This is a genomic window from Roseateles sp. UC29_93, from assembly GCF_042695725.1.
Classification (GTDB): Bacteria; Pseudomonadota; Gammaproteobacteria; order Burkholderiales; family Burkholderiaceae_C; genus Roseateles; species Roseateles noduli_A.
In genome coordinates, this window is sequence record NZ_CP170545.1 from 2,987,666 (window position 1) to 3,002,010 (window position 14,345).

The following is a 14,345-nucleotide window of genomic DNA, read 5'->3' on the forward strand; positions in this document are numbered from 1 at the left end:
GCCGTCCCGGCACCGGCATCACCTGCACCGGACCCTGGACCAGCGCGTCGTGCGAGGCGCAGGCGCTCAGGACCGCGGCGCCCAGCAGCGCCAACAGCCGCGGCAACAGCAATGACGCCAGCAGTGATGGCAGGAGCATGCCGCGTCGCGCGGCCGTGGAGACGTTGACCATGATTCCCTCGTCGATGCGATCGTTGTTCTGGAGTTCTTCCGGGCGCGGTCCTGATGTCCGGCGCCGCGCTCAGCCTTCGAAGCCGGTCAGCAGCGCCCGCACCACCGGCGCGAGCTTGTTGCGCGTGCTGGCCCACTTGCCCATGCCCAGCGCCGCGTCGTCGCTGCGGTAGCTGCTGGCGGCCATCAGGCGGCCGCCGGCGTCGTGCAGGCTCAGCGTCGCCTGCGCGAGGTAGGGCCGGATCTGGTCCGACAGCGGCGGCCTGTCCCACTGCTGCAGGCCCTGGTAGTGCACCCAGGCGGGGCAGGCCTCGTCGCCGGGCCGCACGCCGGCTTCGAAGACGCGGGCCTGGACCTCGTGCTCGCGCAGTTCGGCGATCAGCGCCGGGACGAATTCGGGCAGCGCGAGCGAGCGGTTGTATTCGATGCAGACGCGCTCCGGCAGCGCCGCGTCGTGGAACACCGTCTGCGTCGCCCGCGTCGGCCCCTGGCCGATCGCCATCGTCGCCATGCCGGCCGTCGCCTTGGCCAGCTCGACGGTGGGCATCGGGCTCAGCAGCGAGCAGCCGGCCAGCGGCATCGCGGTGCCGATCACGAGCGCGGTCGTGAAGACGCCGGCGAGCGCGCGGGCACTGGCGCGGGCCCGGGCAACGGCGCGGGCCACGGCGACGGCGCTGGCCAGGGCGACGGCGGCGCGCATGGTCAGAGGATCTCGTCGATCAGCGCCTTGCCCGCGACGGCGCCCGCGGCGAGGTAGCCGCCGACGGTGCTGCCGAACTCGCCGGCTTCCTTCATGACCGTGCTGGTGCCGCTGGCGACGGAATCCCTCACGTCGCCGGCCAGCTCCTTCACCTCGGACAGGCCGGTCGAGATCGCGTGGCCCACGTCCTTGGCGCCGTCCTCGAGCGCCTGCAGGCCTTCCTCGCTCCAATGCACGACGGTGCTGACGGCGTTCTCGCCGCCCTGATACGCGGCCTGCGCCAGGCCGATCGCGCCGGCGGCGACGGTGCCGTACTCGCGGGCGTTGATCTCGAAGCTGCCGCTCGGGCGGTTCACGAGTTGACGGGAGGCGACCAGCGGAGCGCCGGTGCCGGTCGTGGTGGGGACGGTGGACATGACTTCTCCTGGGTGGTGGTGACGATGGAAGCCATTCTTCCGGGGGCCGGCACGGCGGATGCCCTCATGAACAGCGGCGTCCGACGGCTCTACAAACTTTCTATATTTCCTGCCGCACATCTGCCGACGCCGTTGTTCGCCGACTGTGAACAAGCGTTGCCCGCGCACGCGGCCCGCGTGTCAGGCACCGCGATGCGCCCGTTCGTGTCGGCTGTTTGTCGCGCGTGTGGGAGTCCATGTCGGCGGCGTGCCAGGCCCGGCACACGCCGGCCGCGCCATGACCCTGGGATATGCTTGCCTGCTATGAGCGACGTGCCTCTCGCCCCTGCCGCCACCCCGCTCCCGGCCGCCGCCGAAACGGTCACTGCCGAAACGGCCGACGCCGAACCGGCCGCGCGCGCCTACAAGATCCCCGAGTCCGTGCTGGTCGTGATCCACACCGACGCGTTGGACGTGCTGATGCTGGAACGGGCCGACCGGCCCGGTTTCTGGCAGTGCGTGACCGGGTCGAAGGACACGCCCGACGAGCCCTTGAGCGAGACCGCCCGGCGCGAGGTGCTGGAGGAAACCGGCATCCGCGTGCAAGACCTGGCCCCGGCGGCGCTCGTCGACTGGCAGGTGGCCAACGTCTACGACATCTACCCGGTCTGGCGCCACCGCTACGCGCCGGGCGTGACGCGCAACACCGAACATGTCTTCGGCCTGACGGTGCCGTCGGGCACGGCGGTGACGCTGGCGCCGCGCGAGCACCTCGATTTCCGCTGGCTGCCGTGGCGCGAGGCGGCGGACCTGTGCTTCTCGCCGTCCAACGCGGAAGCCATCCTCCAACTGCCCGCCCACATCGCGTCGATCCGGGCGCGCCACGAAAAGGCCGCGCCATGATCCGCCGAACGCCGCGTCACGCGGCCCTGACCAATTCGGCGACCACGGACACCTCGCCCGCCGACAGCGTCGGCCGCCTGCGCGTCGCGACCTACAACATCCACAAGGGCGTGCGCGGGATGGGCCCGGGCAAGCGGCTGGAGATCCACAACCTCGGCATGGGCGTGCAGGCGCTGGACGCGGACCTGGTGTTCCTGCAGGAGGTCCGGCTGTTCCATCACCGCGAGGCGCGCCAGTTCGACCGCAGCTGGTTCGGCTGGCCGGAGCAGGGGCAGGCGGAGTTCCTCGCGCCGGAAGGCTACGAGGTGGCCTACCGCACCAACGCGGTCACGCGCCACGGCGAGCACGGCAATGCGCTGCTGTCGCGTTATCCGCTGGGAGACATCGGCCATCACGACGTGTCGGACCACCGCTTCGAGCAGCGCGGCCTGCTGCACGTGCCGGTGCATTGGCAGGGCACCGAGGTGCACGCGGTGGTGGCGCACCTGGGCCTGATCCATGGCAGCCGCGTGCGCCAGATCCAGAAGCTGGCGGCCTTCATCGAGGACCACGTGCCGCACGGCGCGCCGCTGGTGGTGGCCGGCGACTTCAACGACTGGGGCGAGCGGCTGGACGAGCCCATGCGCGCGACCGGCCTGGGCCGGGCGATGCTGCCCGGCGCGAAGCGCTCGCTGCCGACCTTCCCGTCGCGGGTGCCGGTGTTCTCGCTGGACCGGATCTACATGCGCGGCCTGCGCTGCGTCGACATGAAGGTCCCGCGCGGTCCGGCGTGGGCGCGCATGTCCGACCACCTGCCGCTGCTCGCCGAGCTCGTGCTGACTTGAAGCGGCCGCAGGAACCCCTCTTTCCCTGGACCCTCGGGTCCCAGCCCAGCTTCACCGGCGGGAACGCGGTGCGGCTGCTGTGCGGCGGCGATGCGCTGTTCCCGGCGCAGATCGAGGCGATCGATCGGGCCGAGCAGGAGGTCTGGCTCGCGACCTATATCTTCCACGACGACGAGGCCGGTGCCGCGACCGTGGCGGCGCTGAAGCGCGCCGCGTTACGCGGCGTGCGGGTGAGGGTGGTGGTGGACGGCTTCGGCTCGAAGGGCAGCCTGGGCTGGCTGCGGGGGGAAGTCGACGGCACGCCGGTGGCGCTGGCGGTGTTCCGTCCGATCGACCGGTGGTGGAACTGGCTGCATCCCGGTCAATTGCGGCGGCTGCACCAGAAGCTGTGCGTGGTCGATGGTCGCGTGGGGTTCGTCGGCGGCATCAACGTGATCGACGACCGCGTCGACCTCCACCACGGCCGCACCGAGACGCCGCGGCTGGACTTCGCCGTCAGCGTCGGCGGGCCCGCGGTGCGGGCCATCGAGCAGGCGGCGCGTGCCGTGTGGACGCGCGCGTGGCTGGGCCACGACTTCGGCGACGAGATGCGGGCGATGATCCGCAGCGCTTCGCCGGCGCGGCGCGCGAAGCGCCTGATGCGGCGCATCCGGATGCCGCGCGGGGAACACCGCCGGCGCGACCCCACCCGCCTGCCGCCGGTGCGCGCGGCCTTCGTGCTGCGCGACAACCTGCGCCAGCGCCGAACCATCGAGCGCGCCTACGTCGACGCGATCCGCGCCGCGACCGCCCGCGTGGACCTGATCACGCCGTACTTCTATCCGGGGCAGCGCTTCCGTCGCGCCCTGAAGGACGCGGCGCAGCGCGGGGTCCAGGTGCGGCTGCTGCTCCAGGGCAAGGTCGACTACCGGATCGCCGCGCTGGCCGCGCATGCGCTCTATGACGAGCTGCTCGGGCACGGCGTCCAGATCTACGAGTACACGCCGGCCTTCCTGCACGCCAAGATCTGCGTCGTCGACAACGACTGGGCCACCATCGGCAGCTCCAACATCGATCCGCTGTCGTTGCTGCTCAACCTCGAAGCCAACGTCGTCGTGCGCGACGCCGCCTTCGCGGGCGATGTCGCGCGAGAGTTCGATGCGGCGGTGGCGAAGTCCCACCGCGTCGAGCCGACGGCCGGGCGCGGGCTGCGGGGCTTCCTCGGCCGCGCGCTCGTCGCGTGGGTCGCCTACGTCTACCTGCGGGTGGCGGGGGCGACCGGGCGCTACTGACGCGGGTCTGACTCCCTCTCCCGCTTGCGGGAGAGGGCAGGGGTGAGGGCCAGCAGCCTCACGCACGAACCAAAAGCGCTATTGACTGCGGGTCGCCAAGCGCGGGCTCTCCACGCATCAGGGGGCGTCCCTCCGGGAACCCCCAGAAGCATTCCGGCCCCACTCCCTCTCGCTGACTCCGTCGGTCTGGGACCGATGGTTGCGAGGGCTACTTGGTGTAGGTGCCGGGGCCCGGCGGCATCGACGGCCGCACGCCGGTGGGGAAGGGATCCTGCTGCGTCTTGTTGCCGTTGCTCGCCGGCGCATTGAACTGCTTGTCGACGAATCTCAGCATCGGCTCGACGCGCGCCGCCCAACTGCCCTCGTCATGTCCGGCACCCTCGGCTTCGAGGTAACCGATGTCGGCGCCGGCCCAGCCTCGCGCGGACAGCACCGAGCGCAGCTTGCGCAGCTGCTTGATCGAGTCCGGACCTTCGTTCGTGCCCATGTCCAGCCACAGCTTCGGTCGCGGCAGCGACATCGGCAGCGGGGTCTTCTGCGTGTCGCGGATCGGGAACTCGTCGTCCCACCACAGCGACGGCGACACCACCAGCGCCGTGCCGAAGACGTCGCCGTGATGCACCGCCAGCCACAGGCTCATGATGCCGCCCAGCGAGGAGCCGCCCACCGCCGTGTGCGCCGCGTCGGGCAGCGTGCGGTAGCGCGCGTCGATCGACGGCTTGAGCTGCTCGATCAGGTAGCGCGCGTAGGCCGGCGCGAGACCGCCCCGCGTCTGGCCCTCGTACGTCCTCGCCGTCGCGGTGTACTCGTCGATGCGGCGCGAGGTGTTGTTGACCGCCACGATGATCAGCGGCTGGATCTGGCCATCGACGACCAGGCGTTGCGCGGTCTCGTCGACCTGCCACTCGGCGCCCGCCGCGGCGGCGTCGAAGACGTTCTGGCCATCGTGGAGGTAGAGCACGGGGTAGCGGCGCTCGGTGTTGCGCTCGTAGTCGGGCGGCAGCCAGACCTGCACCGGACGCTGCGCGACGAAGTTGCCGGGCAGCGGCGCCAGCCGCTCGATCGTGCCGGCGCGGCTCAGCGAGATCGGCGCGCCCGGCGCGTTGAACGCGCGCGTGACGCGCACCTCGTCGGAGACCAGTTCCAGCGACCGGTTGGAGCCGGTCTCCCAGTCGCCTTCGGGATCGTTCTGGCCGGGGTGCTCGACGTGGAACTTGTAGGGCACGTTGCCGCCGGCCGGGATGCGCTCGAAGACGGCGGTGGCGCTGTACCAGCCCTCGCGTCCCAGGCCCGCGGCCGGCGCGACCAGCGAGCGCCCCCAGTTGAGCGGCGCCGCGCCGCCGCGCACGCCGACGATGTCCTTGGCGGGATCGAAGCGGCCGGCGGCGATCTCCTCGCGCATGTCGATGTCGAAGACGACCTTGGTCGCGGCGAAGGCGTGCGGCGCGACGAGCATCGCCGCGATCAGCAGCAACAGGCCCGCAACGAAGCGCACAAGCTGGGGCGAGGCGCGTTCCGGCACGGGCAGGGTGGAAACGCGAACGGCGCGCGGAGAGCGCGCCGTCGAGGCGGTGTGTGGCATGCGGGACTCGCGAGGCAGTGGCGGGCGAGGCCCGCCGAGGCCTCGGATATTAGTCCAGCACGACCATCTCCGTGCGCGCGCGCAGCAGCGCGGCCGGACCGCGCGGGCCGTCGTCGTTGACCAGCACGAAGGCGCGCTCGATGTCGGGCGCCAGGTAGTGGTCGGTGGGCATCGCCGGGCAGCGCTCGCGCAGCAGCGCGTGCACGTCCTCCAGCGGCGCGGAGCTGCGCAGCGGCCGCAGGAACTCGATGCCCTGCGCGGCGGCCAGCAGTTCGATGGCGACGATGTGCGCGGTGTTGTCCAGCATCGGCCCCAGGCGACGGGCGCCGAAGGTGGCCATCGAGACGTGGTCCTCCTGGTTGGCGGAGGTCGGCAGGCTGTCGACGCTCGCCGGATGCGCGAGCGACTTGTTCTCGCTGGCCAGCGCCGCGGCGGTGACGTGCGCGATCATGAAGCCGGAGTTCAGGCCGGCGTTCTCGGTCAGGAAGGCGGGCAGGCGCGAGACGCCGGTGTCGATCAGCATCGCGATGCGACGCTCGGCGATGGCGCCGACTTCGGCGATCGCGCAGGCCAGCGCGTCGGCGGCCAGCGCCACCGGCTCCGCGTGGAAGTTGCCGCCGGAGACCATCGCGGCGGGGCCGTCCTCCGACGCGAACACCAGCGGGTTGTCCGTCACCGCGTTGGCCTCGCGCAGCAGCACGTCGCGGACGTAGCGCGACTGGTCCAGGCAGGCGCCCATGACCTGCGGCTGGCAGCGCAGGCAGTACGGGTCCTGCACGCGGTCGTCGCCGTCGCGATGCGACTGGCGGATCGGGCTGCCGGCGAGCAGCGCGCGGTAGGCGGCCGCGGCCTCGATCTGGCCGGGCTGGCCGCGCACCTCATGGATGCGGGGATCGAAGGGACCGTCGCTGCCGCGCGCGGCGTCCAGGCTCAGCGCGCCGCTGACGACAGCGGCGGCGTAGACGGTCTCGAAGCGCAGCAGGCCTTCCAGCGCCAGCGCCGTCGAGGTCTGCGTGCCGTTGATCAGCGCCAGGCCTTCCTTGGCCTCGAGCACCAAAGGCTTCAGGCCGGCCTTCTCCAGCGCCGCCAGCGCGGGCTGGCGCTGGCCGTCGACCAGCATCTCGCCTTCGCCCATCAGCGCCAGCGTCATGTGCGACAGCGGCGCCAGGTCGCCCGACGCGCCCACCGAGCCTTGCGCCGGCACGTAGGGCACGAGGCCGGCGTTGAAGGCGTCGAGGATGCTCTGCACCACCGATTCGCGCACGCCGGAGAAACCGCGCGCCAGCGAGGCGGCCTTCGTCGCCAGCATCAGCCGCACGACCGGCGGCGCCAGCGGCGCGCCGACGCCGACGCAGTGCGAGCGGATCAGGTTGCGCTGCAGGGCGGCCAGTTCGTCCTTGCCGATGCGCTTGGACGCGAGCTTGCCGAAGCCGGTGTTGACGCCGTAGACCGGGTCGTCGCCGGCCGCGGCGGCCTGCACGACGGCGGCGCCGCGGCGGATCGCCGGCCAGGCGCCGGCGTGCAGCGCGAGCGTCACGCCGCCGGCGCGGATGCGGCGAAGCTGCTCCAGCGAGAGCTTGCCGGGGATGAGTTCAAGGGAGGTCGTCATGGGATCTCGGATCGAAGTCTGAGCGGAGTCTGGGGCGGGCGGGTTCAGGAGACGCGGGGCCGGGCCGGCAGGGGCTCAGCGGCCCAGCATCGGCAGCTTCAGGCCGCGCTCCTGCGCGGTCTTCTCCGCCAGCTCGTAGCCCGCGTCGGCGTGGCGCATGACGCCGGTGCCGGGGTCGTTCCACAGCACGCGGGAGAGGCGCTTGTCGGCCGCTTCCGTGCCGTCGCACACGATCACCACGCCGCTGTGCTGCGAGTAGCCCATGCCCACGCCGCCGCCGTGATGCAGCGAGACCCAGGTCGCGCCGCCGGCGGTGTTGAGCATGGCGTTGAGCAGCGGCCAGTCGGAGACGGCGTCGGAACCGTCCCGCATCGATTCGGTCTCGCGGTTGGGGCTGGCCACCGAGCCGGAGTCCAGGTGGTCGCGGCCGATGACGATCGGCGCCTTCAGCTCGCCGGTGCGGACCATCTCGTTGAAGGCCAGGCCGGCCTTGTGACGCTCGCCCAGGCCCAGCCAGCAGATGCGCGCGGGCAGACCCTGGAAGGCGATGCGCTCGCGCGCCATGTCCAGCCAGCGGTGCACGCCGGCATGGTGCGGGAACAGTTCCTTGATCTTGGCGTCGGTCTTGTAGATGTCCTCCGGATCGCCGGACAGCGCGACCCAGCGGAACGGGCCGCGGCCTTCGCAGAACTGCGGGCGCACGTAGGCGGGCACGAAGCCGGGGAAGTCGAAGGCGTTCTTCACGCCCTGGTCGAAGGCGACCTGGCGGATGTTGTTGCCGTAGTCGACGGTCGCGATGCCCATGGCCTGGAAGTCCAGCATCGCCTGCACATGCACCGCGCAGCCGCGCGCGGCGGCGGCCTTCAGGTCGGCGTGCTTGGCCGGATCGGCGGCCGCGGCCTTCCATTGCTCGACGCTCCAGCCCACCGGCAGGTAGCCGTTGATCAGGTCGTGCGCCGAGGTCTGGTCGGTGACCAGGTCCGGCTTGATCGCGCTGCCGGCCTTCACGCGCGCGACCAGCGCGGGCAGGACCTCCGCCGCGTTGCCCAGCAGGGCGATGGAGACGGCCTTCTTCTCGGCCGTGTACCTGGCGATGCGCGCCAGCGCGTCGTCGAGGTCCGTCGCCTGCTCGTCGACGTAGCGCGTCTTGAGGCGGAAATCGATGCGCGACTGCTGGCACTCGATGGTCAGCGAGCAGGCGCCGGCGAAGGTCGCCGCCAGCGGCTGCGCGCCGCCCATGCCGCCCAGGCCCGCGGTCAGCACCCAGCGGCCGACCATGTCGCCGCCGAAGTGCTGGCGGCCAGCTTCCGCGAAGGTCTCGTACGTGCCCTGCACGATGCCCTGCGAGCCGATGTAGATCCACGAGCCGGCCGTCATCTGGCCGTACATCATCAGGCCCTTGCGGTCGAGCTCGTTGAAGTGCTCCCAGTTCGCCCACGCCGGCACGAGGTTGGAGTTGGCCAGCAGCACGCGCGGCGCGTCGACATGCGACGGGAACACGCCGACCGGCTTGCCCGACTGGATCAGCAGCGTCTCGTCCTCGTTGAGGTTTTTCAGCGAGCTCAGGATCTGCTCGAAGCAGTCCCAGTTGCGCGCCGCCTTGCCGATGCCGCCGTAGACCACGAGCGCATCGGGGTTCTCCGCCACGGCCGGATCCAGGTTGTTCTGGATCATCCGGTAGGCGGCCTCGATCAGCCAGTTCTTGCAGCTCAGCTGCGTGCCGGTGGGGGCGCGCACCGGGCGCGGCTGGGCGGAGTGGATGGGCGTCGTGGTCGTCGGTGTCGTCGTCATCGAGATCTCCTGGTCTGAGCTGCGAGGTCCGGCCGCCGTGGATGGCTCGGCCGGCCGGTGCTGTGCGGTCCGATGGGGCGCGATCATAGGATCGCTTTCCGTGGTTGTCTATACAAGTACAGTCAAGTAGGATGCCGCCCCATGGCGACCCCCTCATCGAGCCCGGGCGGCGGCGGTCCCGCGCCGCAATACCTGAAGGTGAAGACGCATCTGCGCAAAGGCATCGCCAGCGGACGCTGGCGCCCGGGCGAGCGCCTGCCGTCCGAGGCGGAACTGACCGGGACCTTCGGCGTCAGCCGGATGACGGTGAACCGCGCGCTGCGCGAGTTGCATCAGGAAGGCATGATCGACCGCGTGCAGGGCGTGGGCACCTTCGTCGCGGAGCTGCACCGGATCGCCTCGACGCTGACGGTGCGCGACGTGCATGAGGAGATCGCCGAGCGCGGTCACCGGCACGAGGCCAAGGTCCATGTGCTGGAGACCTTGAAGGCGAGCGCCGAACAGGCCTCGATGCTCGGCCTGCGCACCGGCGCGACGCTGTTCCACAGCGTCATCGTGCACCGCGAGAACGGCATCGCGATCCAGTGCGAGGATCGCCTCGTCAATCCGGCCTGCGCCCCGGGCTACATGGACCAGGATTTCGAGCGCGTGACCCCGACGCATTACCTGCTGGAGGTCGCACCGCTGTCGGAGGCCCGCTATACGATCGAGGCGGCCATGCCCAATGCCCTCGAGGCGAAACTGCTGGGCATGCCGCGCGGCGAGCCCTGCCTCGTGGTCAAGCGCGCCACGTCGAGCCAGGGCCGCACGGTGACGGCGGTGCGGCTGGTGCACCCGGCCAGTCGCTATTTCCTTGAAGGCAGCTTCCAGGCGTGACGCTGTTCACGAGTTGGCGGGCAAGTTGTGGCAGGAGGGCGGATGTGACGTTTCGTGACGTGACGAGATGGATGAGTCTTCGAAAATCCCGGGCTTCAACAAAAACCAACAAGCTGCCGGACATGAGCTGGATGAGGATCACCGCCGATGATGTCGCGCCCACCCCGTGGCGCAACGGGGGAGGCCGGACGCGCGAGTTGCTCGCCTGGCCGCACGTGGCGGATTGGAAGGTCCGCGTCAGCATCGCGGACATCGACCGCGACGGGCCGTTCTCCGCCTTCCCGGGCGTGGACCGCTGGTTCGGCGTGCTGTCGGGCGCAGGCGTGATCCTGCGCGGCCGGGCGCTGAAACCCAACGAGGGCATCGTGCAGTTCGCCGGCGAAGACGCGCCGAATTGCGTGCTCATCGACGGTCCGACGCAGGACTTCAACGCGATGCACCGCCGCGACGCGGGCGTGTTCCGCGTGCAGCCGGCCGACCGGCCCGTGATCCCGCACGGGGCGCAGTGGCTGGGGCTGTTCACGCAGGAGGGCGGGATGATCATCCACGGTCATCGTTCGGTGCCGCTGGCGCCGCACACGCTCGCGTGGTGCGAGTCGCCGGCCTCGCAGAGCTGCGTCTTCGACGATGGCGATCAACACGGCCCCGCCTGGTGGCTGATCTGGAGCGAGTCATGACGATCGAGTCCTCGACGGCCGCGGCGGCGTCGGCAGGTGCGCCACGGCGCGTGCTGTACGCCAATGCGACGCTGACCACCCTGGCGGGCGACCGCGACTGGGGCCTGGTGAACGACGGCGCACTGCTGGTCGAGGGCGAACAACTGCGCTGGGTCGGCCCGATGGCGGACCTGCCCGCCGACCTGCGCGACAGCGCGGGCGAACTGCGCGACCTGGGCGGCCTGCTGGTGACGCCGGGCTTGATCGATTGCCACACGCACCTGGTCTATGGCGGTGAGCGCTCGGCGGAATTCGAGCTGCGCCTGCAGGGCGCGGCCTACGAGGAGATCGCGCGCGCCGGCGGCGGTATCCGCTCGACGGTCGCCGCGACGCGGGCGGCGAGCGAGCCGACGCTGCACGCGCTCGCCGTGGCGCGTGCCCGGGCGCTGATGGCCGAGGGGCTGACGACGCTGGAGGTGAAGTCCGGCTACGGCCTGTCGCTGGCGGACGAGGCCAAGTGCCTGCGCGTCGCGCGCCAGCTGGGCGAGCTCGGCTTGACGGTGAAGACGACCTACCTCGGCGCGCATGCGCTGCCGCCCGAATTCGACGGCCGTCAGGACGATTACGTCGACGCCGTCTGCGCGTGGTTGCCGGAGCTGCATCAGCAGGGCCTGGTCGATGCGGTCGATGCCTTCTGCGAACGCATCGGCTTCACGCCGGAGCAGACGCGTCGCGTGTTCGAGGCGGCCCGCGCGCTCGGCCTGCCGGTGAAGCTGCATGCGGAGCAACTCAGCGACCAGGGCGGCGCCGCGCTCGCGGCCGGGTTCAACGCGCTCTCCTGCGACCACCTCGAATACCTGAGCGATGCGGGCATCGCCGCGATGGCCCGGGCCGGCACGGTGGCGGTGCTGCTGCCCGGCGCCTTCTACTTCCTGCGCGAGACGAAGCTGCCGCCGATCCAGGCGCTGCGCGACGCCGGCGTGCCGATCGCGCTGGCCACCGATCACAACCCGGGCAGTTCGCCGGGGCTGTCGCTGCTGCTGATGCTGAACATGGCCTGCACCTTCTTCCGGATGACGCCGGAGGAGGCGCTGCGCGGCCTCACGACGAACGCGGCTCGGGCCCTCGGTTTGCCCGATCGCGGGCGGCTGGCGGCAGGCCAGCGCGCCGATTTCTGCGTCTGGGACGCGACGCACCCGCGCGAGCTGAGCTATTGGTTCGGCCGCAATCCGCTGCGGCAGACGGTCGTGGGCGGCCGGCCGCGCGGCTGAGACGAACAATGAGCCCGCGGCGCGCCCGAGGCGCCTGCCGCGGCCTCATGGAGACAAGAGGAACGAGCGATGAAGCACGACGTCTTTGAACTGCGGCGCGGCCGCACCCCGCTGCTGATCAGCATGCCGCACGTGGGCCGCGAGATCCCGGCCGACCAGCACCACCGCTACGTCGAGCGCGCGCTCGGCAGCGAGGACACCGACTGGCACCTGGAGCCGCTGTACGCGCCGATCGCCGAGCAGCTCGGCGCGGGGCGGCTGGTGCCGCGCTTCTCGCGTTACCTGATCGACCTGAACCGCCCGCCCGAGGACACGCCGATGTACCCCGGCGCCTCCAACACCGAGCTGTGCCCGACGCGCTTCTTCACCGGCGAGCAGCTCTACAAGGACGGCCTCGCGCCCGACGCCGAGGAGAAGCAGCGCCGCATCGAGACCTACTGGGCGCCGTACCACCAGGCGCTGCAGGGCGAGCTGCAGCGGCTGCGCCAGGAGCACGGCTTCGCGCTGCTGTTCGAGGCGCACAGCATCCGCTCGGAACTGCCCTGGCTCTTCGAGGGCCGCTTGCCCGACCTGAACATCGGCACGGTCGAGGGCAAGTCCTGCAAGCAGGTCACGCGCCAGGCGATGGAGATCGCGCTGCAGGCGCAGGACCGCTTCAGCTGGGTGGTCGACGGGCGCTTCAAGGGCGGCTACATCACGCGTCAGTACGGGCGGCCGGAACTCGGCCAGCAGGCCGTGCAGCTGGAGATGTGCTATCGCTGCTACATGGTCGAGAACGACCTGGGCTACACCGGTTATGAGCTCGACGCGGCCTGCGTCGAGAGCGTCCGGCCCGTGCTGACGACGCTGCTGCAGGCCTACCTGCTGGCCAATCCGACGCGGAACGCCGCATGAGTCCGACGACCTTCCACGCGGCGCTGGTCTGGCTCGACGGGCGCTGGCAGGCGGACGTGCTGATGCGCGTCGGGGCCGATGGCCATTGGGTCGAGCTGGTCGCCGGCACGCCGGCCCCGGTGGACGCCGTGCGCCTGGGCGGGCCGGTGATGCCGACGCTGGTTGACGCGCACAGCCATGCGTTCCAACGCGCCTTCGCGGGACTGGCCGAGCAGCGCGACAGCGACAGCGACGACTTCTGGTCCTGGCGCGACCGCATGTACGGCGTCGCGCTGCGCGTGACGCCGGCGCAGCTGAAGACCATCGCGGCGCAGCTCTACACCGAGCTGCTGGCCGGCGGCTACACGCAGGTCTGCGAGTTCCACTACCTGCATCACCGCGAGGACGGGACGCCGTACGAGGACGAACTCGCCATGGCGATGGCGCTGGCCGAGGCGGCCCAGGAGACCGGCATCGGCCTGACGCTGCTGCCGGTGCTGTACGCGCATGCCGGCTTCGCGCACCAGGGCCTGCGGGACACGCAGCGGCGCTTCCGCACCGATGCGGCATGGGTGTGGCGCGCCTGCGAGCGCATCAACGCGGCGGGCCTGCCGCTGGTGCGCGCCGGCGTGGCGGTGCACTCGCTGCGGGCGGCCCATGCCGAGGATGTGCGGGCGCTGCAGGCGCTCGTCGGCGACGCGGACATCCCCATCCACGTGCACGTCGCGGAGCAGCAGCAGGAAGTCGACGATTGCCTGTCGGCGACCGGGAAGCGGCCGATCGACCTGCTGGCCGACTATGGGCTGGATCCGCGCTGGCACCTGGTGCACGCGACGCACAGCACGCGGGACGAGATCGCGCGCATCGCCGCGAGCGGTGCCGGCGTGGTGATCTGTCCGGGCACCGAAGGCAACCTCGGCGACGGACTGGCGGACCTGCCCGGCTGGCTGGCGGCGGACGTGCCGCTGACGGTGGGGTCGGACAGCCAGGTCACGCGCGGCTGGGTCGAGGAGCTGCGCTGGCTGGAGTACGGCCAGCGCCTCGGCCTGCAACGGCGCAACGTGGCGGCGCGGCCGGGGCGGCAACCGTCGACGGCGGCCCGGCTGTTCGACGCCTGCGTCGCGGGCAGCGCGCGGGCGGCGGGCTTGTCCGCATGGGGCCTGAAGGCCGGCGCGCGCGCGGACTTCCTCGTGCTCGACACGGCCGCGAGCGGCCTGGCCGGACTGCCGGAGGCGGCGCTGCTCGATGGCCTGGTCTTCGCCAGCCAGGGGCCGACCTGGCGCGAGGTCTACGTCGCCGGCCAGCGGCGCGCGATCGACGATGCCGGCCGCCGCGAGGACTTCGTCGCGACGATGAACACGCTCTGGCGCTGACCCCCCGTTTCCGCAGGATGTCCGGCAGGCACGCCGGCTGCTAGGCTTTT

The 14,345-nt window shown here is 71.4% G+C and carries 13 protein-coding genes; 8 read left to right on the top strand and 5 right to left on the bottom strand.

Annotated elements, in window-relative coordinates:
- Nucleotides 1–241: 241 nt before the first annotated feature.
- On the bottom strand, nucleotides 242–871 hold the full coding sequence (locus tag ACFJIX_RS13895) for a cell division protein FtsI (protein ID WP_377160968.1): 630 nt from the start codon (nucleotides 869–871) through the stop codon (nucleotides 242–244).
- Between the two features lie 2 nt (nucleotides 872–873).
- On the bottom strand, nucleotides 874–1,287 hold the full coding sequence (locus tag ACFJIX_RS13900; RefSeq protein ID WP_377160970.1) for a hypothetical protein: 414 nt from the start codon (nucleotides 1,285–1,287) through the stop codon (nucleotides 874–876).
- A 303-nt stretch (nucleotides 1,288–1,590) separates the two neighbouring features.
- Here ACFJIX_RS13900 and nudB point away from each other — a divergent pair, with 303 nt between their 5' ends.
- The 3 genes from nudB (at nucleotide 1,591) to clsB (ending at nucleotide 4,264) form a co-directional block, all read left to right on the top strand.
- On the top strand, nucleotides 1,591–2,169 hold the full coding sequence (gene nudB / locus ACFJIX_RS13905) for a dihydroneopterin triphosphate diphosphatase (RefSeq protein WP_377160972.1): 579 nt from the start codon (nucleotides 1,591–1,593) through the stop codon (nucleotides 2,167–2,169).
- Nucleotides 2,170–2,288: 119 nt separating this feature from the next.
- Nucleotides 2,289–2,993, top strand: coding sequence for an endonuclease/exonuclease/phosphatase family protein (locus ACFJIX_RS13910; protein ID WP_377161774.1), 705 nt, complete (start codon nucleotides 2,289–2,291; stop codon nucleotides 2,991–2,993).
- Nucleotides 2,990–4,264 (top strand): cardiolipin synthase ClsB, encoded by a 1,275-nt coding sequence (gene clsB / locus ACFJIX_RS13915; protein WP_377160974.1) that lies wholly within the window; start codon nucleotides 2,990–2,992, stop codon nucleotides 4,262–4,264. Before ACFJIX_RS13910 ends, clsB begins: the two co-directional genes overlap by 4 nt.
- 208 nt (nucleotides 4,265–4,472) lie before the next feature.
- Here clsB and ACFJIX_RS13920 read toward each other — a convergent pair whose 3' ends face one another.
- From ACFJIX_RS13920 to hutU, 3 genes are all read right to left on the bottom strand, one after another.
- Entirely contained in the window at nucleotides 4,473–5,846 is a 1,374-nt protein-coding gene (locus ACFJIX_RS13920; protein ID WP_377160976.1) for an alpha/beta hydrolase, read from the bottom strand.
- Between the two features lie 49 nt (nucleotides 5,847–5,895).
- Nucleotides 5,896–7,455: a histidine ammonia-lyase gene (hutH, locus tag ACFJIX_RS13925; RefSeq protein WP_377160978.1), complete on the bottom strand. Its 1,560-nt coding sequence runs from the start codon at nucleotides 7,453–7,455 to the stop codon at nucleotides 5,896–5,898.
- Nucleotides 7,456–7,530: 75 nt separating this feature from the next.
- A complete protein-coding gene (gene hutU, locus ACFJIX_RS13930; RefSeq protein ID WP_377160983.1) occupies nucleotides 7,531–9,246 on the bottom strand; it encodes a urocanate hydratase in 1,716 nt (571 codons plus the stop codon).
- Between the two features lie 141 nt (nucleotides 9,247–9,387).
- Between hutU and hutC the strand changes: the two genes are divergently transcribed.
- From hutC to hutF, 5 genes are all read left to right on the top strand, one after another.
- A complete protein-coding gene (gene hutC, locus ACFJIX_RS13935; protein ID WP_377160985.1) occupies nucleotides 9,388–10,122 on the top strand; it encodes a histidine utilization repressor in 735 nt (244 codons plus the stop codon).
- A 122-nt stretch (nucleotides 10,123–10,244) separates the two neighbouring features.
- Nucleotides 10,245–10,799, top strand: a complete 555-nt coding sequence (locus ACFJIX_RS13940; protein ID WP_377160987.1) for a HutD family protein — start codon at nucleotides 10,245–10,247, stop codon at nucleotides 10,797–10,799.
- On the top strand, nucleotides 10,796–12,049 hold the full coding sequence (hutI, locus tag ACFJIX_RS13945; protein WP_377160989.1) for an imidazolonepropionase: 1,254 nt from the start codon (nucleotides 10,796–10,798) through the stop codon (nucleotides 12,047–12,049). The genes ACFJIX_RS13940 and hutI overlap by 4 nt, the downstream gene beginning before the upstream one ends.
- A 69-nt stretch (nucleotides 12,050–12,118) precedes the next feature.
- Nucleotides 12,119–12,943, top strand: coding sequence for an N-formylglutamate deformylase (hutG, locus tag ACFJIX_RS13950; RefSeq protein ID WP_377160991.1), 825 nt, complete (start codon nucleotides 12,119–12,121; stop codon nucleotides 12,941–12,943).
- Complete coding sequence (gene hutF, locus ACFJIX_RS13955) at nucleotides 12,940–14,295, top strand: formimidoylglutamate deiminase (protein WP_377160993.1); 1,356 nt, start codon at nucleotides 12,940–12,942, stop codon at nucleotides 14,293–14,295. The genes hutG and hutF overlap by 4 nt, the downstream gene beginning before the upstream one ends.
- Nucleotides 14,296–14,345: the final 50 nt, after the last annotated feature.

Excerpts from the sequence above, each read along its gene's own strand:
- nudB (WP_377160972.1), top strand. The coding sequence starts at position 1,591 with ATGAGCGACGTGCCTCTCGCCCCTGCCGCCACCCCGCTCCCGGCCGCC.
- hutG (WP_377160991.1), top strand. The coding sequence starts at position 12,119 with ATGAAGCACGACGTCTTTGAACTGCGGCGCGGCCGCACCCCGCTGCTG.
- hutI (WP_377160989.1), top strand. The coding sequence starts at position 10,796 with ATGACGATCGAGTCCTCGACGGCCGCGGCGGCGTCGGCAGGTGCGCCA.
- hutU (WP_377160983.1), bottom strand. The coding sequence starts at position 9,246 with ATGACGACGACACCGACGACCACGACGCCCATCCACTCCGCCCAGCCG.
- ACFJIX_RS13900 (WP_377160970.1), bottom strand. The coding sequence starts at position 1,287 with ATGTCCACCGTCCCCACCACGACCGGCACCGGCGCTCCGCTGGTCGCC.
- ACFJIX_RS13940 (WP_377160987.1), top strand. The coding sequence starts at position 10,245 with ATGAGCTGGATGAGGATCACCGCCGATGATGTCGCGCCCACCCCGTGG.
- ACFJIX_RS13910 (WP_377161774.1), top strand. The coding sequence starts at position 2,289 with ATGGGCCCGGGCAAGCGGCTGGAGATCCACAACCTCGGCATGGGCGTG.
- ACFJIX_RS13895 (WP_377160968.1), bottom strand. The coding sequence starts at position 871 with ATGCGCGCCGCCGTCGCCCTGGCCAGCGCCGTCGCCGTGGCCCGCGCC.
- hutH (WP_377160978.1), bottom strand. The coding sequence starts at position 7,455 with ATGACGACCTCCCTTGAACTCATCCCCGGCAAGCTCTCGCTGGAGCAG.
- hutC (WP_377160985.1), top strand. The coding sequence starts at position 9,388 with ATGGCGACCCCCTCATCGAGCCCGGGCGGCGGCGGTCCCGCGCCGCAA.
- ACFJIX_RS13920 (WP_377160976.1), bottom strand. The coding sequence starts at position 5,846 with ATGCCACACACCGCCTCGACGGCGCGCTCTCCGCGCGCCGTTCGCGTT.
- hutF (WP_377160993.1), top strand. The coding sequence starts at position 12,940 with ATGAGTCCGACGACCTTCCACGCGGCGCTGGTCTGGCTCGACGGGCGC.